The 23,550-nt window shown below is 73.3% G+C and carries 17 protein-coding genes; 10 read left to right on the forward strand and 7 right to left on the reverse strand.

The annotated features are described in order from the left end of the window. Window position 1: 1 nt before the first annotated feature. Window positions 2–1,201, reverse strand: a complete 1,200-nt coding sequence (locus AC5L38_RS37320; protein WP_495247523.1) for an SMI1/KNR4 family protein — start codon at window positions 1,199–1,201, stop codon at window positions 2–4. A 137-nt stretch (window positions 1,202–1,338) separates the two neighbouring features. After that, complete coding sequence (locus tag AC5L38_RS37325; RefSeq protein WP_495247524.1) at window positions 1,339–2,637, reverse strand: winged helix DNA-binding domain-containing protein; 1,299 nt, start codon at window positions 2,635–2,637, stop codon at window positions 1,339–1,341. A 209-nt stretch (window positions 2,638–2,846) separates the two neighbouring features. Between AC5L38_RS37325 and AC5L38_RS37330 the strand changes: the two genes are divergently transcribed. The 3 genes from AC5L38_RS37330 to AC5L38_RS37340 all read left to right on the forward strand — a co-directional run bounded on the left by AC5L38_RS37330 (window position 2,847) and on the right by AC5L38_RS37340 (window position 5,313). Continuing rightward, window positions 2,847–3,683, forward strand: coding sequence for an alpha/beta fold hydrolase (locus tag AC5L38_RS37330; RefSeq protein ID WP_495247525.1), 837 nt, complete (start codon window positions 2,847–2,849; stop codon window positions 3,681–3,683). Beyond that, entirely contained in the window at window positions 3,676–4,239 is a 564-nt protein-coding gene (locus AC5L38_RS37335; protein WP_495247526.1) for a TetR/AcrR family transcriptional regulator, read from the forward strand. The genes AC5L38_RS37330 and AC5L38_RS37335 overlap by 8 nt, the downstream gene beginning before the upstream one ends. 99 nt (window positions 4,240–4,338) lie before the next feature. Next, on the forward strand, window positions 4,339–5,313 hold the full coding sequence (locus tag AC5L38_RS37340; RefSeq protein ID WP_495247527.1) for a GNAT family N-acetyltransferase: 975 nt from the start codon (window positions 4,339–4,341) through the stop codon (window positions 5,311–5,313). Window positions 5,314–5,441: 128 nt separating this feature from the next. Here AC5L38_RS37340 and AC5L38_RS37345 read toward each other — a convergent pair whose 3' ends face one another. Further along, entirely contained in the window at window positions 5,442–7,697 is a 2,256-nt protein-coding gene (locus AC5L38_RS37345) for a M64 family metallopeptidase (protein WP_495247528.1), read from the reverse strand. A gap of 232 nt (window positions 7,698–7,929) precedes the next feature. Here AC5L38_RS37345 and AC5L38_RS37350 point away from each other — a divergent pair, with 232 nt between their 5' ends. The 5 genes from AC5L38_RS37350 (at window position 7,930) to AC5L38_RS37370 (ending at window position 14,701) form a co-directional block, all read left to right on the forward strand. Beyond that, window positions 7,930–8,418 (forward strand): cupin domain-containing protein, encoded by a 489-nt coding sequence (locus AC5L38_RS37350; RefSeq protein WP_495247529.1) that lies wholly within the window; start codon window positions 7,930–7,932, stop codon window positions 8,416–8,418. A 5-nt stretch (window positions 8,419–8,423) separates the two neighbouring features. Beyond that, complete coding sequence (locus AC5L38_RS37355; protein WP_495247530.1) at window positions 8,424–9,107, forward strand: ArsR/SmtB family transcription factor; 684 nt, start codon at window positions 8,424–8,426, stop codon at window positions 9,105–9,107. Between the two features lie 398 nt (window positions 9,108–9,505). Further along, window positions 9,506–10,966 carry an ice-binding family protein gene (locus tag AC5L38_RS37360; protein WP_495247531.1) on the forward strand — a complete coding sequence of 487 codons (1,461 nt, stop codon included), beginning with the start codon at window positions 9,506–9,508 and terminating at the stop codon, window positions 10,964–10,966. A 226-nt stretch (window positions 10,967–11,192) separates the two neighbouring features. Then, window positions 11,193–13,820 (forward strand): DUF7824 domain-containing protein, encoded by a 2,628-nt coding sequence (locus AC5L38_RS37365; RefSeq protein ID WP_495247532.1) that lies wholly within the window; start codon window positions 11,193–11,195, stop codon window positions 13,818–13,820. Then, window positions 13,817–14,701 carry an Imm10 family immunity protein gene (locus tag AC5L38_RS37370; protein ID WP_495247533.1) on the forward strand — a complete coding sequence of 295 codons (885 nt, stop codon included), beginning with the start codon at window positions 13,817–13,819 and terminating at the stop codon, window positions 14,699–14,701. Before AC5L38_RS37365 ends, AC5L38_RS37370 begins: the two co-directional genes overlap by 4 nt. Before the next feature lie 114 nt (window positions 14,702–14,815). Here AC5L38_RS37370 and AC5L38_RS37375 read toward each other — a convergent pair whose 3' ends face one another. The 3 genes from AC5L38_RS37375 to AC5L38_RS37385 form a co-directional block, all read right to left on the reverse strand. Further along, a complete protein-coding gene (locus AC5L38_RS37375) occupies window positions 14,816–16,945 on the reverse strand; it encodes an SDR family NAD(P)-dependent oxidoreductase (RefSeq protein ID WP_495247534.1) in 2,130 nt (709 codons plus the stop codon). Between the two features lie 35 nt (window positions 16,946–16,980). After that, entirely contained in the window at window positions 16,981–17,721 is a 741-nt protein-coding gene (locus tag AC5L38_RS37380) for a TetR/AcrR family transcriptional regulator (RefSeq protein ID WP_495247535.1), read from the reverse strand. Window positions 17,722–17,902: 181 nt separating this feature from the next. Beyond that, entirely contained in the window at window positions 17,903–21,358 is a 3,456-nt protein-coding gene (locus AC5L38_RS37385; RefSeq protein ID WP_495247536.1) for an AfsR/SARP family transcriptional regulator, read from the reverse strand. A gap of 149 nt (window positions 21,359–21,507) precedes the next feature. Between AC5L38_RS37385 and AC5L38_RS37390 the strand changes: the two genes are divergently transcribed. Together AC5L38_RS37390 and AC5L38_RS37395 are read left to right on the forward strand one after the other, a co-directional pair. Then, entirely contained in the window at window positions 21,508–22,095 is a 588-nt protein-coding gene (locus AC5L38_RS37390; protein WP_495247537.1) for an NADPH-dependent FMN reductase, read from the forward strand. Window positions 22,096–22,136: 41 nt separating this feature from the next. Next, window positions 22,137–22,706, forward strand: coding sequence for a dihydrofolate reductase family protein (locus AC5L38_RS37395; protein ID WP_495247538.1), 570 nt, complete (start codon window positions 22,137–22,139; stop codon window positions 22,704–22,706). A 107-nt stretch (window positions 22,707–22,813) separates the two neighbouring features. Here the strand turns inward: AC5L38_RS37395 and AC5L38_RS37400 are convergent, their stop codons facing one another. Then, the gene (locus AC5L38_RS37400) at window positions 22,814–23,431 is read right to left on the reverse strand and encodes a flavin reductase family protein (RefSeq protein ID WP_495247539.1); all 618 of its coding nucleotides are present in this window, start codon (window positions 23,429–23,431) and stop codon (window positions 22,814–22,816) included. Window positions 23,432–23,550: the final 119 nt, after the last annotated feature.

The following is a 23,550-nucleotide window of genomic DNA, read 5'->3' on the forward strand; positions in this document are numbered from 1 at the left end:
GTCAGCCCGTGGCGATCGCGTCGAAGCGAGGCGCGTCGGTGGTGTGTCCCCAGCGGCGGCACTCCCAGGCCAGGCGCCGGGCGCGGAGCCCTAGCGCGACGGGGGCGCGGTCGGCGGGACGTGGGTGGCCCGCCGATCGGATTCCTCTCCCGAGCGGGGCGTCGGCGCGCAGGACCTCCTCGGCGGACGAGGGGTCACCGGTCAGCACCCGCAGGAGAGCGCGGCGTACGTAGCCGAAGTCGTCGTCGGGACAGCGCGCGATGTGCTCCTCGGTCGCCGTGTGCGCGTCGTCCAGCCGCCCCCGCGCCAGAAGCAGCTCGACGCGCAGGCGGTGCAGCCACGCCCTGTCGAGCCACCAGCCGTTCCGCGGGATCGCGTGTTCCACGACGGTCAGGGCGTCGGCGGTTCTGCCCTCCTCGCGCAGGAGCACGGCCTCCGCGAGCGCGAGGCGCACGGCTTCGTGGTCCCCGTCGGCGCCGACCGCGTGGGCCTGGGCGAGGAGGTCGCGGGCGTCGCCGTCGTGGCGTTCGTAGAGGGCGAGGTGGATCCGGCGGGCCAGCCGCAGGACCTTCACCGCCGGCTGCTCGTCACCGTCGGCGAGCGGCGGCGGGAGGAGGCCGAGCAACCGCCGGTCGACGCTCCAGCCGGTCTCGTCGCGCACGGTGTCCTCGATCCGCTCGCCCAGCACCTCGCGCAGCGACACCTCCAGCCAGTCGTGGTACCACGCGCCGAACGACTCGGCCTGCGGGGCGAGCGCCTCGCCGACGCAGGTCCAGTCGCCCCATACCTGGCCCGAGGCCGGGCCGTTGACGACCAGGTGGGAGCGGTAGCCGCAGCCGTGCTCGGCGACCGGCAGCAGTCCTTCGAAGGCGGCCTCCATGGCCTCGTCGTAGCCCTCGTCGTCCGTGGGAGGCTCCCACTCCTCCGTGAACGGGAACGGGCCGGACCGCGCCCAGGAGCCGTCCGGCCGTACCCCGTGCACCCCGTAGTACGGGCCGGCGCCGCCGTTGCCGAGCCGGGTCAGGAACGTGCGGTAGTCGGCGGGAAGGCGCACCCCGATCCGTGTCTCGACCTCCTCCAGCGTGGCCTCGTCGAGCGGCGGCTCGAACCGGTAGCGGTGCTCGCGGGCGCCGAAGAGGTCGAGGTCCGTGTCGTACTCGCGGAGCGCGTCGATGCCGCGCCGGATGACGTCAAGATCCACGGCGGCACCCTAACCCGGAGGCGGCCTGAACGCGGCGGGGCCCCGGTGACGGCCGTCCTTGGGCGCGGTTCTCGAAGGCGGGTCACGGCGGGCGCCCGTGCGGCGGTCGATGCCGGAGAAGGCCGGAGAAGGGAGGCTCAGGACGTCGGGTCGCCGCAGGACACGTTCTCGCCTCCCACGAACGGCAGCAGGCGCTCCGCCTCCTGTTCCAGGGCCGCCCGGTCGGTCGCGGACAGCGGGCGGAACGGGGTGAGGCGCAGGGTGCCGCCTTCGAGGGACCAGCTTCCGTGCACGTGGCCGTCCACGAGGAAGGTGGGCCGTACCTGTGCGTGGCCGGGCATCACGTGCTTCCGGTCCTCGTCGCTGATGACGCGCGTCCGGTCGGCGTGGCCGAGCAGGGCGTTGTCGAAGGCGGGCAGCAGTCGTACGGGCGCGGGCGTGTCGGGATCGGGCAGTTCCGCGTCGGCCAGGTCGACCAGTTCCCTGCCGTCGGGGTCGCGGTAGTGGCGCAGCTCGGCGCGCATGCCGGAGACGATCTCGCCGAGGCGGGTCAGCCCGGACCAGGCCTGCACGTCCATGGTCGAGGCCGGGCCGAACGCCGCCAGGTAGCGGCGGACCAGGTCCTCGGCGGTCGCCGGGGCCATGGGCCGGCCGAGCCAGGCCTCGGCGGGCGTGACGGAGACGGACGGCCGGGTGCCCCAGGATCCCCACGCGCCGGTGGCCGGGTCGTGGACGAGGGGGGCTCTGAGCTCGACCTCTCCGGCGAGGACGCGCCCGTCGCGGCCCGGGTGGCGTTCGGCCAGCCGCCGGGCCAGTTCCTTTCGCGGTGTCGTCCCGCCCGCCAGCAGCTCAAGCCCGGTGGCGACCAGCGAGGCGGTGTCCAGGCCCGCGCTGTTGCGGGCGAAGTACGCCGAGCGGGCGGCGCGGTCGAGCACGGGCTGCAGCGGCGGCCGCAGCCGGAGGTAGTCGTCGGCCGTGGCGAGGTGCTGGGTGCCGCGGAGCAGGCCGGAGCGGACCACCTTCCGCTCCCGCAGCGGTGTGGTGAGCTGGGAGTGGGTGAAGTCGTGGATCCTGCTCCACAGCCCGACGTAGGGCCAGTTGGGCTCCTGCGCCTGCAGCGCGACCAGGCGCCCGATCACCTCCAGCGGGGTGCGGTCGGTGCGGGCCAGCAGGAACTGGCGGTCCAGCAGGGCCCGGTTCAGGGTCCTGCGCGAGAGGGTCGTCACGACAGCCGCGCCTGCCCGGACCGGTGAGCGGACTCCGCCCGGTGAGCGGACCTCGCCCGGTGAGCCGACCCCGCCCGGCGAGCCGGAGACGAACACCGCGTCGCCCTCACCGACGCCCGCCACGGCGGGCGTCCCGTGGCAGGCGGTCGGCCCCTGACCGAGGTGACGGCCGGCGACCCGCGCGGCCGGCTGGATCTCACGGGTGATCATTTCTTGGTCCTTTCGGTCGGTACGACCTTCGAGATCGACTCTAGGAAGAATTCCGGTCACTTTCCGGCCGGAATTCTGACGGAAGAGGCTCGACCTGTTTCTTCGGGCGCTTCGTCGTTCCTTTCAACCGGGCCGGGGCTCGTCGTTGACAAGGTTGGCTAATTGCTTTAGCTTTTAGCTAATGAAGTTAGCCAAACCTGGAGGATGTCATGACCGAGTACCTCGCCGTCGACGGTGGCACGATCGCTTACGAGGTGACGGGTTCCGGCCCGCTGGTCGTTCTCGCGCACGGCATGGGCGACAGCCGGGCCGCGTACCGTGCCATGGTCCCGTCGCTGGTGGCGGCGGGGTACCGGGTCGCCGCGGTCGACCTGCGCGGTTGCGGGGAGTCCAGCGTCGACTGGCCGGAGTGGAGCCGTACCGCCATCGCCGGTGACCTGCTCGCCGTGATCCGCCACCTGGGCGGCCCGGCCGTGCTCGTCGGCCACTCGATCTCCGGCGGCGCCGCCACCATCGCCGCGGCGCGGGAGCCCTCGCTGGTCAGCGCGGTCGTCGAGCTGGGGCCGTTCACCCGCAAGCAGTCGATCCGCCTCGGCGACCTGCGGGTGAAGCGCTTCCGGCAGGGCATGATGCGGCTGCTCGGCGCGGGCGTGTTCGGCAGCGTGCCGCTCTGGCGCTCCTACCTCGACGTGGCCTATCCGGGCGTGAAGCCGGCCGACTGGACCGAGCGGCTCGGCCGCGTCGACTCCCTGATGCGTGAGCCGGGCCGGATGAAGGCGATGCAGGGCATGGGCCGCAGCGCCCCGACCGACGCCGGCGCGCAGCTCGGCAACGTCCGCTGCCCGGTCCTGGTCGTGATGGGCACGCTCGACCCCGACTGGGCCGATCCGCACGCCGAGGGGTCGGCGATCGTCGACGCCCTGCCGTCCGGCCTCGGCCGCCTCGCGATGATCGAGGGCGCCGGGCACTACCCGCACGACCAGTACCCTGACCAGGTGATCTCGCTCATGCTCGCCTTCCTCCGGCCGGACGCCGCCCGTGCCTAGGGCCGGCCTGGACCCGGCGGCCGTGGTCGCGGCCGGGGCCGCCCTCGCCGACGAGGTCGGCCTCTCCAACCTGACGATGGGGATGCTGGCCGAGCGGCTGGGCGTGCGCACCCCGTCCCTGTACAAGCACGTGCACGGCCAGGAGGACCTCATCCGGCGCATCGCGGCTCTGGCGATGGGCGAGGCCGCCGACGCCATGGGCGGCGCGATCCAGGGATACGCCGGCCGCGACGCCCTGGCCGCCGCGGTGCGAGCCTTCCGCGCCTTCGTCCTGGAACACCCCGGCCGGTACGCCGCGACGATCGGTATCGAACCGTCCGGCCCGGACGATCCGCTGGCCACGGAGAGCCTGCGGGCGATGGACGCGTTCGTGGCGGTCCTGCGTGGCTACGAGATCGCGGAGCCCGACGTGGACCACGCCCTGCGCATGCTCCGCAGCCTCTGCCACGGCTTCGCCACGTTGCAGGCGGACAACGGCTTTCAGTGGAGCGCCGACGTCGACGAGAGCTTCGAGTGGATGATCGCCTTCACCGACCGAGGCCTGCGCGCCCTCTGAGAACGCCGCCGCCGATCGGCCGGACAGGTGGTGGCGGTCGTGGAGCGGGCCGGAAAACCGGTCGCCGCGCGGGGTGGCCTGCTTCTACGCTCGGTGGCCATGAGCGTCGAGTGGGTTCCGCTGACCAAGGACGACGTCGGGGCGTGGGCGGAGTTGCTGGCGGCGATCGACGAGGTGGACCAGGTCGGGGGGAGACAGACCGCCGACGACCTCGCCGAGGATCTCGCCAACCCGCTGCTCGACCCCGTCGGGGGCACGCTGGGGGCGTGGGAGTCCGGCCGGCTGGTCGCGTACGGGATGACGATGAGCCGGGCCGCGGCCGAGCCGGTCCACCGGATGAGCCTGTGGGGCGGGGTGCGTCCTGACCACCGGCGCAGGGGGCTGGGGGGCCACCTGCTGGAGTGGGCGATCGCCAACACCCCGGCGCTGCACGAGCGCCGCTTCCCCGGGCATCCGCTCGAACTCCACGTCGAGGTGGACAGCCGCAACGAGGGGTTGCTGGCGCTGGTCGCCAGGGCCGGCATGCGCCCGGCCAGGTGGTTCTACGGGATGACCCTCGACCTGGGCGCCGAGCCGCCGAAGGTCTCGCCGCCGGAGGGGGTGGAGATCATCACCTACCGGGACGACCTGGAGGACGCCGTCCGGGAGGTGCGCAACCGCTCCTTCGCCGACCACTGGGGGAGCGTCCAGCACACCCCGGAGTCCTGGCGGAGCAACATCGTCGGGGTGCGGGTGTTCCGGCCGGAGGGGTCCTTCGTCGCGCTGGACGCGTCGGGGGAGAGCGTGGGCATCCTGCTCACCCACTACTTCGAGGCCGACACCGAGGCGACCGGGGTCCGCGAGGCGTGGATCCAGATCATCGGCACCTCGCGCGAGTGGCGCGGGCGCGGGGTGGCGAGCGCGCTGCTCGCGCACGCGCTGGGCGAGTTCCGCGCGCAGGGGTACGACACGGCGGGGCTGGGGGTGGACGCGGACAACCCGACCGGGGCCCTCGGCATCTACACCCGCGCCGGATTCGAGATCGCCCGCCGTGCGGCCGACCACGGGCTCACGCTGGTGCCCGCGGTGGCGTGAGCCCGTGGTCGGCCGCCGTTGCCGAGGGGCGGGCCGCGGATTTTCGTGACGGCCGTCGTTCAGGGACGGCCGGGGGATTGTCGTGACGGCGGGACGCCTCCCTGGGAGGCGTCCCGCCGCCGCGTGTGTCAGTGGTGGTGCTGGTCCCGGCCCTTCTCGGGGACGTCGCTGGAGACCACGGCCTCGTAGGGCTCGACCCGGGTCCTGGAGCGCGGGTCGTCGACGAGGCCGGCGCACCGGCCGCTGCCGGTGAGCTGGTTGGGCACGCCGGCGTCGGACGGGGCGGGCGTGTTGCCGCCGCAGGAGAGCGCGCCGCGGATCCTGCTGCCCGTCACCACGAGGGCGTCGGCGGTGGTGTTGCCGGTCAGCACCGCCGCGCCCCTGAACTCCGAGCCCGCGACGATCAGCTGACGGGTGGTGCCGGAGACGACGACCGCGCCGTTGACCTGGGTCTTCAGCAGGTGGATCTCGGCGGCGGCGGAGGAGGTGATCGCCCCGTTGACGCTGCCGCCGTTCACCACCAGGGACGCGCCGGAGCCGACGGTCACCCCGCCGTTGATCCTGGCGTCGTTCAGGCAGGTGACGCCGGAGCGGACCGCGAGCGTCCCGTTCCTCGTGCCGGTGACCGTGGTGGTGCAGGCGGGAGGCGGCGCGAGGGTGGTCACCGTGAAGCGCTTGGCCGCGCCGTGGTTGCCGCTGGGGTCGATCGAGCGGTACTCGACGGTGTGCCTGCCACGGGGCAGCCTGCCGAAGGTGAGGCTGTCGATGACGGTGCCGCTCTCGCTGAACGTCCACGGCAGGTCGGCGGAGGTCGGCCAGCCGAAGTAGTTGAACCAGCCGTCGCCGTCCACCCGGGACTCGTGCACGACGTACCCGTCCTGGTCGTCGCCGCCGGTGAGCCTCATGGTGAAGGGGCCGTTGTAGACGTGGGTGTCGCCGGAGGCGACCAGCGGCGCGGAGAGCTGGTAGCCGGTCGTGGGCGACGTGTTGTCGACGGTCCAGGACCGGGTGTCGCCGCCGGAGGTGGCGGTGAGGGTGTGGTTGCCGGGGGAGAGGGTGAGCTCTCCGAGGTCCAGGTCACCGTCGTCGCCGCCGAGTCGCGTACCGTCCAGCGTCCAGGTGACGGCGGGGACGTCGTCGTCGGGGTGGGTGGTCTCGACGTGGACGACCTCGTCGCGGCCGACGGCCTGGTTCGTGGGCGTGGAGGAGAGCAGGCCCGCCTCGACCGGGGCGGGGACGGTGGTCACGGTCGTGTCCACCGTCCAGGTACGGGTCGCGGTGAGGGCGCCGGAACGGATGGCGGGGTCGCGCACGAAGTCGCTCGGGTCGACGACGGTCGCCTTCACCGTGTGCGTGCCGGGCGGCAGGTCCAGCGTGCGGAGGTCGAGCGCGGTGCGGTCGCCCGGGAGGTCGGTGCCGTCGACGCTCCAGGTGGTGGTCAGCGAGTGGCTGTTGGGGTGCAGCGGCTCCACCCAGAGCACCCGGTCGGCGCCGACGGGCGAGGTGGCGGGCGTGCCGTCCTGGATGAGACCGACCTTGGCGGAGATCTTCTGGGTCATCACCTCACGGCTGACCTGGTCGTAGTAGTAGCCCAGCGTCCTCATGATGGAGTGCTCGCTGGGCCGCCAGACTCCCTTGCCGAAGTACAGGCCGCCCTCGTGACGGCCGATGACGCCGCCCGCCTCGCTCGGCTCGCCCAGCCAGCGCCACCACTTCTTGCGCTGGTCCTTCATCTGCTGCTCGGTCAGCAGGGTGTGGTGCACGGAGCCCGGCTCGCCCCCGGCGTAGGTGCCGCCTTCCACGCCGCGCGTGTAGTAGGTGTACTCGTCCTGCAGCCCGCCCAGCGAGTGGCCGATCTCGTGCGGCGCGATGAGGGCCGACATCGAGTTGTGGCCCGAGGAGGTGGCGTAGGCGCCGCCCGCCCCGCCGTAGGTCCCGCTGTTGGCCAGGGCGAGGATCTGCCGGTTCGCGCCGCTGGTCCCGGTCACCAGGTTGGCGTACGAGTTGGCCGCCGAGTTGCTCATGGTGATGAGCCGCTGGACGCTGGCGGGGTTGCAGCCGCCCCAGAAACCCATGCTCAGCGGGGTGTTCTTCCTCCCGGAGGTCAGGTCGGGGTCACAGCTGATGCCGGACTCGCCGGAGACGATGTCCACCCGGTAGACGTTGAAGTAGTTGCGGTAGGACTTGTAGGGCTCGATGGACCACATCACGTTGAGCTGCTGGTCGGTGTCGGCGGCGAACGCGGCCTGCTCGTCCTCGGTGTAGCCGTCGCCCATGATGATCAGGTTGAACCGCTTGTCCGGGGCTCCGGTGACCTGGAGCGGCACCACGGTGGCGCTGCCGACGTCGGCAGCGGCGGACGCCGTGGGAACGGTGGTCGTCAAAACGATTGTCGAGACGGCTGTCGAGATGGCCGCCAAGGCGGTGAGCGGCCTGGTGATACGCATAGCGGGGGGAACCTCCGTGGGCCAGTCGAGACTCCCTGCACTATCGTGCGTCGGCACTCCGGACGTCCATCTCAAACAGCAACAAATGCGGCACGAGTCGGGTCTTTCCTCTTTTATCCCTGTATTCTATGGTTCTTTGGAATATTGGATCCTAAGGACGGAGAGCGCGATGTCGTACCCCAAGGCTCGTTACCTGGGCGAGGCGGGCGAGAGCAGCGGGACCTTCCGGCCGGCGAGCGCGGGACCGGATCTGATGGTCGGCGGGACGGCGGTGCACTACCTGGGCACCGGCGCCTCGACGGACGGGCAGTTCGGGCTGTACCGCTGGGAGATGGGACCGAAGCCGTCCGGCCCGGAGCCCCACTTCCACCGGACGATCTCCGAGTCCTTCTTCGTCCTGTCCGGGGCGGTGCGGCTGTTCGACGGGAAGGGCTGGATCGACGCGACGGAGGGAGACTTCCTGCACGTGCCGGCGGGCGGGATACACAGCTTCCGCAACGAGTCCGGCGAACCGGCGTCGATGCTCCTGCTCTTCACCCCCGGGGCGCCGCGCGAGGCGTACTTCGAGGAGCTCGGCGCGATCGTGGCCGAGGGGCGGCAGCTCGGCGACGCGGAGTGGACCGACCTGTACCTTCGCCACGACCAGTACATGGTCTGACGGCCATGGCGGAGTTTCGCGAGGAACCGATCTACCGGCAGCTGGCACGGATCGGGAAGACACTGGCCAGCCCCGTGCGGCTCAGGCTGCTCGACGTGCTCGACCAGCGGGAACGCACCGTCGAGGAGCTGTCCGAGGCGGCCGGCGTCCCGCTGAAGAACACCTCGGCCCAGCTGCAGCAGCTCCGCGCCGCCCACCTGGTGACGAGCCGCAGGGACGGTACGCGGGTCTACTACCGGCTGGCCGACGAGCGGGTCTCCCGGTTCCTGGGCGAGCTGCAGGACTTCGCCGGGGAAAGGCTCGCCGACCTGCGGGAGGCGGTGTCCGAGCACCTCGGCGACCCCGCGGTGCTGGAGCCGGTGACCGCCGGCGAGCTCGCCGCGCGCCTCGCCGACCCCGGCGCCGGCGTCGTGATCGTCGACGTCCGCTCCGCGGCCGACCACGCCCGCGGCCACGTGCCGGGGGCGCTGTCGGTGCCCCTGGCCGAGCTGAGCGATCGTCTCGGCGAGCTCCCCCGGGACGCCGAGATCGTGGCCTACTGCGGCGGACCCTACTGCGCGGTCTCCCCGGAGGCCGTGCGGCTGCTGCGCGAGCGGGGTTTCCACGCGCGCCCGCTGGACGGCGGGCTCGCCCGCTGGCGGCGTACGGGCAACCGGCTGCAGGCCGGTTCCACTTCCGTGGCCTCCTGACGGTTCGTCCCGCCGGGCGACAGGAAAACGGGCCCTGATCCCGGTCCGCCGGGACCGGGGCCCTTTTTCGCGGCAGGCGGCGCGTCCCTGGAGAGCGGACGCGGCCACCCTTTCTGACCTGCGACGAGGTGGCCGTACGGCCGTCCGGAAAGCAGAAAAATACTTCTATCTATCTTATGTGCGGAAATGGTCATGCAATAAAATATCCCGCATGTCGTATAAGGAATGCGACTTCGCCGATTAGTAGGATCGGATAAAATGGCGCATCATCGGCAATGCGTCTGAACGGAGTAATACCAAAAGAAAAGGTCAGTATTATGACAGGTATTGGTCATTCGCGAATTGTCGAGCGAAGTGTCAGGCGAGGTGTCGTACGCCGGTGGCTCATCGGAGCCCTGGTGCCCGTCCTCGCGCTGGGATGCGTCACCGCGACCCCGCACACGGCGAGAGCGGCGACGCCGGTGCCGCTCGGCACGGCCGGGAGTTTCGCGGTCCTGGGCGGCTCCGCCGTCACCAACACCGGCCCCAGCATCCTCACCGGAGACCTCGGCGTGAGCCCGGGGTCGGCGATCACCGGTTTCCCGCCCGGCCTCGTGATCGGTGCCGTCCACGCGGCCGACGCCGTCGCCGCCCAGGCCCAGGCCGACCTGACCACCGCCTACAACAACGCGGCCGGCCAGGTCGTCGACGCCACCATCGCCACCGAGCTCGGCGGGGCGACCCTGACACCGGGCACCTACAACTCCGCCCTGGGCACCTTCCAGATCACCGGAGAGCTGACCCTGGACGGGCAGGGAGACCCCAACGCCGTCTTCGTCTTCCAGGCCTCCTCCACCCTCATCACCGCGTCCGCCAGCACGGTCAACCTCATCAACGGCGCCCAGGCCTGCAACGTCTTCTGGCAGGTCGGCAGCTCGGCCACGCTGGGAACCGGCTCCAGCTTCGTCGGCAACATCCTGGCGCTGACCTCGATCACCGCGACCACCGGCGCGGTGATAGACGGCCGCCTCCTGGCCCGCAACGGCGCCGTCACCCTGGACACCAACACCGTCACGCGCTCGCTCTGCGCCGCGCCGGTGTCACGGGAGACCGCGACCGCGCTGGCCGTGGCGCCCACGCCCGGGGTGGCGGGCGGGTACACCCTCACCGCGACCGTCACCTCTCCCGGGCCGAACGCGCCGACGGGGCCGGTCGAGTTCTTCGACGACGGGGTGAGCCTGGGGACCGCCGTGCTCGACGCGAACGGCCGCGCCGTCCTGGCGGTGGTCCTCGCACCGGGAACCCACGAGCTCGTGGCGGCCTTCCCCGGCACCGCCCTGCTGGACGCCAGCGTCTCACCGGTGGTGCCCCTGGTGGTCCCGCCGGTGTCACGGCAGAGCGCGACCGCGCTGGCCGTGGCGCCCACGCCCGGGGTGGCGGGCGGGTACACCCTCACCGCGACCGTCACCTCTCCCGGGCCGAACGCGCCGACGGGGCCGGTCGAGTTCTTCGACGACGGGGTGAGCCTGGGGACCGCCGTGCTCGACGCGAACGGCCGCGCCGTCCTGGCGGTGGTCCTCGCACCGGGAAGCCATGTGCTCACGGCCGCCTTCCCCGGCACCGCCCTGCTGGACGCCAGCGTCTCGGCGGCGGTTGCCCTGGTCGTCGCGCCCGATGACCTCCCGGTGTCACCCGCCGGCACGTTATCCACCGGCCGTCAACCCGGCACGAGCATCAGGAACCACCAGCACGACGACAACGTGATCAGGATCAAGGACCGTACGCGCCGCCACCACCACCGCCACCACTGCTGCCGCTCGGGGGCCAGGTGCTGCCGCGCGCACGCCAGGGCGGACGAGAAGCCCGTTCTCCGTCGCTGACCATGCGTTCGAGGGGTGAGCGGAAGGACGTGGTCGCCGGTCGCGCGTCCGTCGGATCCGTCGCGGGGCCGTGGCCTCGTGACGGATCCGCGGCCGAACTGTCGGAGTGGATCACTACTGTTCGCGGCATGTCCACCCCCCACCAGCACGTCGCCCCGCCGGCCGGGACGATGGTCCCGGCCTCCGGTGAACCCCCCAGGACCTCCCGCCGCGAGGAGGTCGTCGCATGAGCGCCTGGGAGGAGATCCGCGGGCTCATCGACCGCCAGGACGCCCATGCCGTCGCGATCCGGGTCACCGGGCTCGACGAGGAGGCGCGCAAGGAGGTCGCCGGCAGCCTTCCCGGATACCTGAGGACGCTGCGCGGCGGGCGGGAGCCCTGGGAGGGGCTCGACGACCACGCCGAGGTGCTCCGCGCCGCCGGGGCCGGGGTCCTTCCCGGGGCGGCCGCCGTGGCGACCTGGCTGAACCGCCGGGATCTCACCTCCCGCTGGAGCCCGCCGTACAGGGACACCAGGCGGATCATGACGATTGTCGCGACCCGTCCGGCGGAGTGGCGGGCCGACCTGGCGAGGCGGCTCGTGCTGAGGCTCCGGACGGCGGAGGACCGCGGCATGGAGCTGGCGCTCGCCCTGCTCCGCGAGACCGGGATCGAGCTTCCGGACCACGATCCGGTGGTCGCCGGATGGGCGAGCGCGGTCGCCGGTCTGCCCGCTCCGCACAGGGACCCGCTCTTCGACGTCATGCTTTCCCGCCTCTTCGAGGCCCAGGGGGTCGGGCGGGCCCTGCAGGGGGAGGGCGATCCGAACCGGTCGTTGCTGGGTGCTCTGCGCACGCTGGCCGCGGCGGACGGGGTGAGACGGTCGGAGCTGCTCCAGGGATGCGTCAGGCGGTTCCTGCTGGGTGGCTCGGTGACGGAGCTGCGGTTCTTCGTCCGCCTGCACGAGGCGCTGGATCCCGCGCCGCACGAGATCGAGCCGCTGGCCCGTGACTACCTGCGGCTGCTGCCCGCGGCCCCCGGGCCGGTCGCCGAGCTGGCGCTGCGGCACCTGCGTGAGCTCGACGGGCTCGCCGGCCGCGACGGGTTCGACGGTCGCGGCGGGCTCGATCCGCTCGACCTGGTGGAGGCGTGGGAGTCGGTGCTCTTCCGGCCCGAGCGCAAGCTCGTCCGCGCCGGGCTCACCTGGCTGGACCAGCGGGTACGGCGCTCGCCCGGCCTGGCGGCCTCGATCGCGGGACCGCTGGCGTCGGCGTTCGCCGCCGACTCCGTCGAACTGCGGGAGAGGGCGCTGACACTCGCGATCAAGTACGCGAGCCTGATGGACGACGAGGGCCGCGCCGTCGTCCGCAGCGCCCTCGCCGCCCTCGCCGCCCTCGACGTGCTCCCGCCCGCCCTCGGACGACGTGCCTTCGCGGTGTTCGGCGGCGAGGAACCGGCCGGGACCGGCCCCCGGGACGGGTTCGCGCCGCCCGCGCTCCCGCGGCCCGAGGCCCCGCGGCGGATGCCCGGACCGATCGGGTCCGTGGCGGAGATGGTGCCCCTGCTGAACGACTCCGACGACTGGCAGGCGTGGGAGCGGCTGCTGGCCGGTTTCGTCGTCCTCGCGCACCGGGACCGGGAGGGCACGGCCACCGCGTTCAAGCCCTACCTGCTCGGCAGGTACAGGCACCTGTACGGGGTCCACCACTGGGACAGGGTCGACTTCTGGCTGATCGGCGCCGCGTCTTCCCTCGCCGGCCTGGCGGCGGAGCGCGGCGCCTGGAGGAGCAGGCTCCCCGACATCGGTTACCTCTCCCCGCCGCACCTGCTCCTGCTGCACCGGGCCGCCGAGATCCAGATGGCCGCGGAGGAGGACGTCCTCCCGCCCCTGCTGCTGGCCACCCCCTCCCTCACGACCGGGCACGTGGAGGCGGCCGAGCTGGTGACGAGGCTGGAGGTCATCGAGGCCGCCGGGGCGAAGCCGCTCGCCGCGGACCTGCAGCAGGCACTTCTCCGGCTGCCGAGGGAGCGGGACGGGGAGGCGGCCGAACGCGCGGGCCGGCTCTCCTCGGCGGCCGGTCGCCTGGTCGCCCGATGGCTGGCCGGGCCCCGGCTCGCGGATCCGGTGGTGAAGATGGACTGGTCCCGCCCGGGGGACGGGCGCGGCGTCAGGGGCCGGGGCTACTTCGAGGAGGTCAGCCCCGTCCCGTCGCTGCGCGCGCCGGCCACCGGACTGCCCCTCGTCGACCAGGTGTTCGCCGCCTCCCCGCGGTACGGCGACGGAGCCCAGCCGTCCTGGTGGCCGTCGATGTTCCCCTCCCACCGCGAGGTGGCCGCCGCCTACCTGTCACGCCGGCTCTCGTACGACCAGTGGCACCGCCTGGCGGTACGGCCGGGCCACCTGCGCGAGCTCGCCCTGCTCGACGGGCCGCCGGGAGCCGCCGTGGCCCTCGTCCTCGCCCGCCTGCTGGGAACCCCGGAGACGCCGGAGGCCGTCGGCGTCCTGCTGACGATGGCGGGGCGCGGCGACCTGCCGGCCGCCGAACTCGGCAGGCGGGCGGCGGCGCTGGTCGCGTACGAGCAGATCAAGCTCGTCCACCTGACGGCGGCCCTGGAGTCGGCGGCCGGCCAGGGCGCCCACGAGGAGGTGTGGACGGCGGCCGCCGCGGCGTTGCCGTCGCTCCTGCCCCGGGCCGGTGACCGGCCGCGCCACGGGCTGGCCGGATTCGTGGAGCTGGCCGCCACCACGGCGGCATGGTGCCGCGCCCACGGGGCGATCCCCGAGATCGAGGCCCTGGCGGCGCGTAAGGGATCGAGCGGCCTGCTCCGTGAGGCGCGCCGCCTGCACGGGCTGTTGACGGCGAAGGAAGGATGACCATGCGCTCGAAGTACGACGAGGAGCGCCGCCTGCGGCTGGCGATCGGCGACCTGGTCCGTGCCGCCGCGCCTCCCGGCTGGAGCGAGGCCACGGTCCGTTGCGGCCAGGTCGGAGGGTTCACCCGCGTCGTCGTGGACCGCGACGGGGTGGAGGCCGATGTCCAGGGGCTGGAGGAGCGGATCCGGCGGCTCCGCGAGCTGTCCTACCGCGACGGCGAGGGCACGTGGTTCTCCTGCGAGCTGCGCTTCACGCCGGAGAGCAGGTCGTACCGGGGACATGTGGACGCCGGCGGGTTTCCCTTTCCCGAGGGCACGTACATCCCCGGCATCGCGTCGCTGGAGGAGCTGACGGTGTTCCCCCGCGACGCCGTCCCCGGCTGGCTGCTGGACGCACTCCCTACGGCGGTCCCGGTGGGGATCCGCGAGCCCGAGAGCCCCTGGCGCCGCGTCCGGGAGTCGCCCGGTCCCGAGCCGGTCATCTCCGGAGAGGTGGCCTACACGCCGGTCGAGCACATGGTCGTCCGCGATTCCGGATTCGTCGAGGAGCGCGAGGGACCCGTCGTCTCGCTGTACGAGAAGGCCGGTGGCGGCGGCGACCACCTCCTCTTCATGGGCAGGGGAGATGGGGGAGAGCAGCCCTACTGGGTCTCCCGCGAGGGCATGCGGGGCACCGGGGGCGGCGTCACCGCCTGCGTGCTCGACGAACGGCGGCTGGTCCTGCACCTCACTCCCAAGGCGGCGGACGACATGGAGACCGGGACCGTCCTCACCGTCGACCTGGACCTGAGCCCCGTCGAGACGGAGCGGCTGCGGACCGTTCTCGGCAGGGTGTTCCACGGCGGGGCGTCCGATCGGATGCCCTCGCTCACCGGGTTCTGACGCCCCGGCCGGTCACGGTCGGCGGGACGAGCGGGGCGAGCGAGGTGGCAGGACGAGCGGCGTGAGCGGGACGACCGGGGTGCCCTCGAACGTGCCCGCCGGACGCCGGCCCTCCTACCCCCGGTGCCTGCGCACCATCCCCGCCGCGAGGGGGGCGTTCGCGAAGTCGCCGGCCGCCACGCGGGCCGCGACGGTGCGGCGTACGAGGCGGTCGGCCAGGGAGGGGGCGTGCCTGCCGACCATCATCTCGACGCGCCCCCGGAGGGTGGTCGCCACGTCGCGCGGGGCGCGGCGGGCGGTGACGGCACGGACGATCGCGTCGACCACGCCCTCGACGGGTTCGGGCCTGGACACCGCGTCCAGGGACAGCCCCGCCTGCCGCGTGCTGTCGTGGATCGGGCTGCGGACCATGCTCGGGTAGACCGTCGTCACGCCGACGTGCGTGCCGACCTCCAGCCGGAGCGCGTCGGCGTAGGCCGCGAGCGCGCGTTTGGAGACGCCGTACGCCGCCGCCAGCGGCAGGGGCAGGAGCGCCATCCGCGAGGCGATGAAGACCACCCGCCCGCGCGAGCGCACCAGATGGGGCATGACCGTCGCCGTCACGCGCCAGGCGCCGAGGAGGTTCAGCCGCAGCTGCGCCTCGACCTCCTCACCGGGGGCGAGCTCGGCCGGGGCGGGCCCGCCGCGCCCCGCGTTGTTGACCAGCAGGTCGATGCCGCCGAGCAGGGCCGCGGCCTCGGCCACCGCGGCGTCGACGGACTCCTGGGAGGTGATGTCGCACGCGATGATCGGGATGCCGGAGTCGCCGGGGCGGGCTGTGTCCACTGTGTCCACGATGTCCAGGCCGACCACGTGCGCGCCCTGGGCGGTGAACCGCGCGCTCATCGCCCTGCCGAAGGTGCCCGCGGCGCCGGTGACCAGGATCCTGCGTCCGGCCAGCGCTCGCGAGGGGGAGGCGCGCAGCTCGCGGTCCATGACGCGGAGGTACTGGTCGACGTCGATTCGCATGTGGGGCCTGCGCCGCCCCCAGCGGTCGCGGGCGGCGTCGAGCTCGGCGGAGGCGATCCTCCGCGCGGCCTCGGGGTCGGGCAGCCGGTGGGTCCCCGCGCGTACGGCGGCCACGAGGCGGCCCTGCGCCTCGACGACGGGCAGCGCCGAGCCGGTCGACTGCATCAGCCCGACGTAGCTGATCGAGTCGTCGCCGACGGGGAAGACGTGGCGGTAGAGCAGCGTGCTCGCCGGGTCGGGCATCGTGGCGGCGTCCAGGAAGGGGGTCACGGCCCGGTAGCCGGTGCACCAGACGATGTGGTCGACCTCGTCCACCTGACCGTCGGCGAAGTGGACCCTCGGGCCGTCCAGGCGCGCGATGCCCCGGCGGGCGAGCACCTTTCCCTCCGCGATCAGCCGGGGGACGGAGTCGCTCAGGGTGGGGTGGTCCTGGAGCACGCCCTCGCGGGGAGCGGGCAGGCGCGGCCCGGCGGGCTTGCGGTCGGCGACCTTGAGCACCGCCTGGGAGACCACCTGCCGCACCCGCCAGGGCAGCAGGGCCGCGAGGGCGCCGTTGAGCTGGTCGGAGGGGCGGCCCAGCAGCCGCTTGGGCAGCACCCAGACCCCGCGCCTGGCCGACAGCAGCACGGCGGACGCGTGGCCCGCCAGCTCGGCGGCGATGTCCATCGCCGAGTTGCCGGTGCCCACGACGAGCACGCGCCTCCCGGCCAGCTCGGCGGGGGTGACGTAGTCGTGCGCGTGCGACTCGGTGCCGGTGAACGTCCCCGGGTACGGGGGTTCGGGCAGGCGGGGCTCGTGGTTGTGGCCGTTGGCCACCACCAGGTGCTCCACCGTCTCGCGGTACGGCCCCTCGGGACCGGTCAGCTCCAGCTCCCAGCCGTCCTCGGTCCGCCGGGCCGACTCGAGCGTCGTGCCGAACCTGAAGTGCTCGCCGACCCCGAAGCGGTCGGCGTACGAGCGCAGGTAGTCGAGCAGCTGGGCGCGGGTCGGGTAGTCGGGCCACTCGGCGGGCATCGGGAAGTCGGAGAACTCCGTGCGCGGCTTGCTCGTGTTGAGGCGGAGACCCTCGTAGGAGGCGGTGTCGGCGTCCAGCCGCCACAGGCCGCCGAGGGAGGCGGCGCGCTCGACGCCGAGGACGGGCAGGCCGGCCTCGATGAGGGCCTTGGCGGCGGCTATGCCCGCCGCACCGCCGCCGACGACGGCGGTCACGCCACGACCCGGTTCTCTCGCGTCCATCCGTCGCCTCCCATATTCCATCGCTTGATGGAATATTAGCCGTCGGCGGCGCCCGCGCCAGGGGGTGCGTAGAGCCGGTCGACGAAGCGGTGGGCGTAGGCGCGGAACTCGCGCCTCTCGCGGTCGGCGGCCACCGCGTCCCCGCCGCGGGCCCTCAGGGCGCTCAGCGCGGTCACGTGGCCGTGGGCCGCCCAGACCAGGCCGCGCACGGTGACGTGCGGCGTCGGCTCGACGACGAGACCGCGGGTGGCGGCCTCCAGCAGGGCGCGCTCGATCTCGCCGTAGATCGGCAGCGAGTACGCCTCGTCCAGGGACAGGTGGAGGGTGGGGTCCAGCCACCGCCGCAGCCACAGGAACGTGGTCTGGGGGTGCTCGTCGAGGAAGTCGACGAACGCGTCCACCAGGGCGTGCATGGCTCCCACGACGTCGCCCGGGGTCTCCGAGCGCACGGCGGCGAGGAGGGCGCGCACCGGCGGGGTGAGCGTGGCCCGCTCCAGCTCGAAGACGCGGGCGAAGCAGGCGTCGTACAGGGACGCCTTCGACGGGAAGTGGTGGTGCACGCTGGAGACGTCGATCCCGACCCGGGCGGCGATGTCGCGCATGGAGACGCCGTCGGCCCCGTGCCGGGCGAACAGGCCGGTCGCCTCGGCGAGGATGCGGTCGGGCGTCGACGGCGCCGGCGGCGCCGAGCGGTCCCTGGGCGGTCGTCCCCTGCGGCGCGCCCGGGGTGTGGAGACGTCTTCCCCGCTCTCCTCGCTCTCCTCGCTCTTCCTCATGCCGGACAGTCTGCCAGGATCGCCGGACCTGGTAATCCATCACGGAATTGATTTTTCCGTCCTGGCGGAGACGCTCCGGGCGCCCGCCGGCCCCGCCCGGCCCCGCCTGTGCGGGGCGGCGTGCCCCGGGGCCGACGGCCGCCGGCTTGCCGCGTCCGCTCGGCCCGGTGGGGACGCGTGCTCAGCCCGGTGCGGGCACGGAGGTGTCCGGCAGGACGGCCAGGGACCTGATCTGCCCGGGTGTGAGCGCGGCGCCGCGTCCGTGTTCGGCGGCGAAGCGCTCCTCGCCGAGCGCGTCCCGGATCCGCGCGGTGATCCGGTCGACGTCGCCGCGCTCCATCGGGGCGAGGGGCACGGAGTTCGACGCGCGGGCCGCGGTGCTCGCGCCCAGGAGCCGGGCGGCGCGGTCGTGGTGCCCGGCGGCGGAGAGGGCCCCGGCCAGGCCGTACACGACGACCGGCATGTCCCTGATCCCGTCGAACCTGGCCATCAGGTCGAGGGCCGACAGATGCAGGGTGAGGGCCGCCGCCGCGTCGCCGCGCTGCTCGGCGACGAAGCCGAGCTCGGTCACGATCATCGGGAGGTACGGCGGCGGCTGCTCGGCGCCGGGCGGGGTACGGTCCAGCACGTCGCGCAGGTGGGCCTCCGCGACGTCGAGGCGGCCGTCCCTGCGCGCGGCGAAGGCCAGTCCCATCCGGGCGAAGGTCTGCCCCGCCTGGTGCCCCTGCTCCACGGTGAGCCGCAGCGACCTCTCGCTCGACTCCACCGCCCGCGGGTAGTCGCCGCGCTGCAGCGCGATCCAGCCCAGCCAGCCCAGCCGCCCGGCGAACTCCGTCCACAGCCCGAGCTCCTCGGCCAGGCGCATGCCGTCGCGCTGCAGCCGTTCGGCCCGGTCGAGGTCACCGGTCATCTCGGCCAGCGCGCCGAGCCAGCCGCTCGCCTCCAGCTGTCCCCAGCGCTCCCCGAGCTCGCCGAAGATCCGCGCGCTGCGCTCGCCGTCGCGTTCGAGCCCGTCGACGTCGCCGCGTACGTGCGCGAGCTTGGCCCGGAGCGCGAGGGCCGCGGCCGTCCCCCACCGGTCGCCGAGCGCCTCGAAGGAGGGGAGCGCCCGGTCCAGCAGGTCTCCGGCGGCGGACAGGTCGCCGAGGTCGACCCCCGTGTAGGCGAGGATCCACCACGCCCTGGCCCGCCCGCCGGGATCGCCCGCGTCCTCGTACGCCTCCAGGGCCGTCCGGCGGAGCTTCTCCCGGTCGTCGGCGGCCACCTCACCCCGAAGGAACCCGACCGCGGCCTTCCAGGTGAGGGCCCTGGCCCGGAGGACGGCGAACGGGACGTCCCCGGAGCCGCCGTCTGTGTCCGATTCGCCATCCCGGGGGACGGCGGCGGCCGGAGGTTCGCCGGGAACGGCCAGTGCCGCCGCCAGGGATCGGTGTGCCTCGGTCAGCCGGCCGCGCAGGAACCAGTACCAGGCCATCGCGCCGACGAGGCGCAGCGCGCCGTCCGCGTCGCCGTTCCTGACGGCGGCGTTCAGCGCGGCGCGGAGGTTGGCGGCGTCGGCGTCGAGACGCCGCAGCCAGAGCCGCTGGTCCGCCTCGTAGAGGCGCGGCGCGGCCCGCTCGGCGAGGCCGGTGTAGTGGCGCAGGTGCCGCCGCCGCACCGGCTCGTACTCCCCGGCCCGCTGGAGGCGCTCGACACAGTACGCCGCCACCGATTCCAGCAACCGGTATCTCGGCCCGTCGGCACCGTCCACCATGACCACCAGCGAGCGGTTCACCAGCCGCGCCACCAGATCGAACACGTCCTCGGCCGGGATGTCGTCCCCCGCGCAGACGGCCTCGGCGGCCTCCATGGCGCAGCCGTCGGCGTGTACGGCGAGACGGCGCAGGACGGCGCGCTCGGCGTCGGTCAGCAGCTCCCAGCTCCAGTCGATCATCGCCGTCAGGGTCTGCTGGCGCGGCGGGACACCCCGGTGCCCGGTGGCCAGCAGCCGGAACCGGTCGTCCAGGCGGGCGACGAGACCGTGCACCCCGAGTGCGGGCACCCTCGTCGCGGCCAGTTCCAACGCCAGCGGGATGCCGTCCAGCCTGCGGCACAGCGCCGCGACCGCCGGAGCGGTGTCCGCGTCAAGGACGAATCCCCCCGCCCTCCGGGCTCCCCGGGTCGCCGCGGACGCGCGTGCCACGAACAGCCGCACGGAACCCGTCCGCTCCAGCGCGGGGAGGTCGTCGGCGTCCCGGCCGGGGACCTCCAGCGGCGGGACGCTCCAGACCACCTCGCCGGGCAGGGCGAGCGGCTCCTGGCTGGTCGCGAGGATCCGCAGCCCCGGGGCGGCGCGCAGCAGCAGCCCGGCCAGCTCGGCGACCGGCTCGACGACGTGCTCGCAGTTGTCCAGCACCAGCAGCAGCCGCCGGGGGCGCAGCGCCTCGGTGAGCCGGTCGGCGGCGGTCACCGGCCCGGCGCCGCCCGCGGCGTCCTGGACGTCCAGCACCGTCATGATCGTCTCAGCCAGCCGGTGGACCGCGTCCTCGTCGCCGGGGCGGTCGAGCGCGGCCAGCTCGACCAGCCAGACGCCGTCACGCACGCCTTCGGAGGAGACGCCGGTGGGGGAGCCGCTTTCGGAGGAGCCGCCGGTGGGAGGGAGGGGCGCGGCGCCGGAGGGGGCCGAGGCGGGCGTCTCCGGGCCGGTCAGGTGCCTGGCGACCTCGATCGCGAGGCGGGTCTTGCCCACGCCGCCGGGCCCGGTGAGCGTCACCAGCCGCTCGGCCTCCAGCAGGGCGCGGATGCCGGTGATGGCCTCCTCCCTGCCGATCAGGCCGGTGAGGGGCGCCGGAAGGTTCCCGCCGGGCCCGCCGGACCTGCCGGTTCCGGCAGGCCTGTCCGGGAGAACGCCGGGCGCGGCCAGCGCCGGATCCTGGGTGAGGACGGCCCGGTGCAGGGCGACCAGGTCGGTGCCCGGATCCAGGCCCAGCTCGTCGGCGAGCAGGACGCGCAGTTCCTCGTAGCTGTCCAGCGCCTCGCTCTGCCGCCCGGACCGGTACAGGGCACGCATGTGCGCGGCGCGCAGCCGTTCCCTGAGGGGGTGCGCCGCGAGCAGGTCGCCGAGTTCCCCCGCGAGCCGGACGTGCTCGCCCAGCTCCAGCCGTACCTCCGCGCGGTCCTCCTGCGCGGTCAGCCGCCGCTCCTCCAGCCGCGCGATCGCGGGGCGCGCGAACGGCTCGTCGCCGAAGTCGGCGAACGCGGGACCGCGCCACGACGCCAGCGCGTCCGCCAGCAGCGCCGCCCTGGCCGGCGGGTCCCCGGCGAGGGTCGCCTCGCCGAGCAGGCGCAGGAAACCGGCCGCGTCGGTGTCGGCCCTCAGCACGTAACCCGCGGGATGGCGGACGACCAGGTCCCGGCAGCCGGGCTCGGCGTCCTCCAGCACCCTGCGCAGCTGCGAGACCTTGGCCGACAGGGCGGCGGCCGGGTTGCCCGGCGGGTCGTCGCCCCACAGGTCGTCGATGAGCCGGTCGGCGGGCACCGGGCGCCCCTCGTGCGCCAGGAGGTCGGCCAGCAGGGTGCGGACCTTCAGCCCGGGGATCGCCACCGGCTCGCCGGAGGTCGTCCACACGGCCAGTGGCCCAAGCACCCCGAAACGCATGAAGGCCACGATAACGCCGCGCGCTCCCCGCTTTACGACGGATTCCCGCGCTCCCCGGCCCGGCCGTAAAACGACGGGAGCTTTTCCGTAAAGGGGGTGCGGCATGGTGGGACACGTCGGACCGGGACGGACGCGAGGGAGGTACGGAGATGCGGCAGGACGAGCGGCTGCGGCTGGCGGTCATCATCGGGAGCACCCGCGACGGCCGGTTCGGGCCCACCGTGGCGGGCTGGTTCGCCGCCAGGGCCCGCAGGCGCGGCGACCTGGACGTCGACCTGATCGACCTGGCCGAGACCGGCCTGCCGCAGACCCTCGGCGACCAGGACGAGCCCGCCCCCGCCGAGGTGGCCGCACTGGCGCCGAGGCTGGCGGCCGCCGACGCCTTCGTCGTGGTCACCCCCGAGTACAACCGGAGCTTTCCCGCCCCGCTGAAGACCGCCATCGACTGGTACTACGAGGAGTGGCAGGCCAAGCCCGTCGCCTTCGTCGCCTACGGCAGGGACTCCGGAGGCCTGCACGCGGTCGACCAGCTCCGCCAGGTCTTCACCGAACTGCACGCCGTGGCCATCCGCGACGCCGTCACCCTTCCCCGCTACTGGGAGCTCTTCGCCCCCGACGGGAGCTGGCCCAAGGCCACCGCGGAGTGCAACACCGCGGTGCGGACCACGCTCGACCGGCTGGCCTGGTGGGCTCGCGCCCTGCGCGACGCCCGTGCCAGGAGCCCGTACGTCACCTGAGTGCTCTTACTTGCCCAATCATGAACGACACGGAGGAAACCATGCGCAAGATCATCGCTATGACCCACACCACGCTCGACGGCTTCATCGACAACCCCCACCTGTGGTCCATGCCGTACTCGAACGAGCAGTCGATGGCGTACGCCATGGACCTCACGCTCGGCTGCGACGCCCTGCTGCTGGGACGGGTCACCTACGAGGGCATGGCCCAGGCCTGGCCCGGCATGAGCAACCCCTACGCCGACCACGTGAACCGCATCGAGAAGTACGTGGTCTCCTCGACCCTGGAGAAGGCCGAGTGGGAGAACTCGACCATCGTCCCCGGTGACGACCTGGTCACCACGGTGACCGAGCTGAAGGGGCGGCCCGGCGGGAACATCATGATCTGGGGTTGCGGCCGGCTGACGGACACGCTCATGGAGCACGGCCTGCTCGACGAGTACCGGCTCATGGTCTCCCCGGTCATCCTCGGCGAGGGGCAGCGGCTGTTCCGCGGGGAGAACGTCAAGGCGACCCTGGAGCTCGTGGACAACACGACGTTCGACACCGGCCTCGTCGCCCTCGGCTACCGCCCGGTGAACGCGGCCGGAGACCGGGCGAACGCCGGCTGAGCACCACGCCCGGGGTCCCGGAGGCGCGCGCCGCCTCCGGGACTTCCGGGTTTCCCGGCGCCGTCCAGGTCACCGGAGGGCGGAGCGGGGGGACCGGGTCCGGGGAGTCATCCGTGGTGCGGCTCCTCGTACTCCTCGTAGGGGATGCGGCTCAGGTGCAGGACGTCGCCCAGCGTTCCCCACTCGTCGCCGCCGAGCTTGGTCAGCGGGCGCAACCGCCTGGCGTCGGGCCGGCCGTCGACGAGGTAGTCCTCGTGCACCGCCGCGAGGAAGACCCTGCCGAAGACCAGGGTGGAGTTGCCCATGCGCAGGGTGGTGTGTGAACGGCACTCCAGGACGACGGGGGAGGCGGCCACCCTGGGCGGCCGCACGTGGCGGCTGGCCTCGCGCTCGATTCCCGCGAAGCCGAACTCGCTGACGCTCCGGGGGAAGTCGATGGCGGTGTCGCGGATCAGGTGCAGCAGCGGTTCGGAGGCGAAGTTGACGACGAACTCCCCGGTGTCCTCGACGTTGCGCAGGGAGTCCTTGCGGCCGATCGAGGTGAACTGCACGATCGGCGGATCGGTGCTGGCGATGCTGAAGAAGGAGTGCGGGGCGAGGTTCTCCACCGCTCCGTCGGGGGTGACGGTGGAGACCCACGCGATCGGACGCGGAACGACGACCGAGGTCATGAACCGGAAGAAAGCGGCTCCCCCCATGGTCTCCGGATCGAAGTCGACACGCATGACCGTCAGTATTCATCGCGCTCACGATCCGTACCGGCCGCCACGCGGCAGGTGGGTCAAGCCGTTGCCGCGTTCCTCTAACCCTGAGTCCGTTCGGCCGGCCGTCGGTGACCCGGGCG

It is taken from the genome of Streptosporangium nanhuense (assembly GCF_059358815.1).

What these genes read in the sequence shown, in the direction of transcription:
- AC5L38_RS37350 (WP_495247529.1), top strand. Translation starts at nt 7,930, where the DNA reads ATGTCGTACCCCAAGGCTCGTTACCTGGGCGAGGCGGGCGAGAGCAGC.
- AC5L38_RS37340 (WP_495247527.1), top strand. Translation starts at nt 4,339, where the DNA reads ATGAGCGTCGAGTGGGTTCCGCTGACCAAGGACGACGTCGGGGCGTGG.
- AC5L38_RS37390 (WP_495247537.1), top strand. Translation starts at nt 21,508, where the DNA reads ATGCGGCAGGACGAGCGGCTGCGGCTGGCGGTCATCATCGGGAGCACC.
- AC5L38_RS37375 (WP_495247534.1), bottom strand. Translation starts at nt 16,945, where the DNA reads ATGGACGCGAGAGAACCGGGTCGTGGCGTGACCGCCGTCGTCGGCGGC.
- AC5L38_RS37400 (WP_495247539.1), bottom strand. Translation starts at nt 23,431, where the DNA reads ATGCGTGTCGACTTCGATCCGGAGACCATGGGGGGAGCCGCTTTCTTC.
- AC5L38_RS37365 (WP_495247532.1), top strand. Translation starts at nt 11,193, where the DNA reads ATGAGCGCCTGGGAGGAGATCCGCGGGCTCATCGACCGCCAGGACGCC.
- AC5L38_RS37385 (WP_495247536.1), bottom strand. Translation starts at nt 21,358, where the DNA reads ATGCGTTTCGGGGTGCTTGGGCCACTGGCCGTGTGGACGACCTCCGGC.
- AC5L38_RS37395 (WP_495247538.1), top strand. Translation starts at nt 22,137, where the DNA reads ATGCGCAAGATCATCGCTATGACCCACACCACGCTCGACGGCTTCATC.
- AC5L38_RS37370 (WP_495247533.1), top strand. Translation starts at nt 13,817, where the DNA reads ATGACCATGCGCTCGAAGTACGACGAGGAGCGCCGCCTGCGGCTGGCG.
- AC5L38_RS37330 (WP_495247525.1), top strand. Translation starts at nt 2,847, where the DNA reads ATGACCGAGTACCTCGCCGTCGACGGTGGCACGATCGCTTACGAGGTG.
- AC5L38_RS37355 (WP_495247530.1), top strand. Translation starts at nt 8,424, where the DNA reads ATGGCGGAGTTTCGCGAGGAACCGATCTACCGGCAGCTGGCACGGATC.
- AC5L38_RS37380 (WP_495247535.1), bottom strand. Translation starts at nt 17,721, where the DNA reads ATGAGGAAGAGCGAGGAGAGCGAGGAGAGCGGGGAAGACGTCTCCACA.
- AC5L38_RS37325 (WP_495247524.1), bottom strand. Translation starts at nt 2,637, where the DNA reads ATGATCACCCGTGAGATCCAGCCGGCCGCGCGGGTCGCCGGCCGTCAC.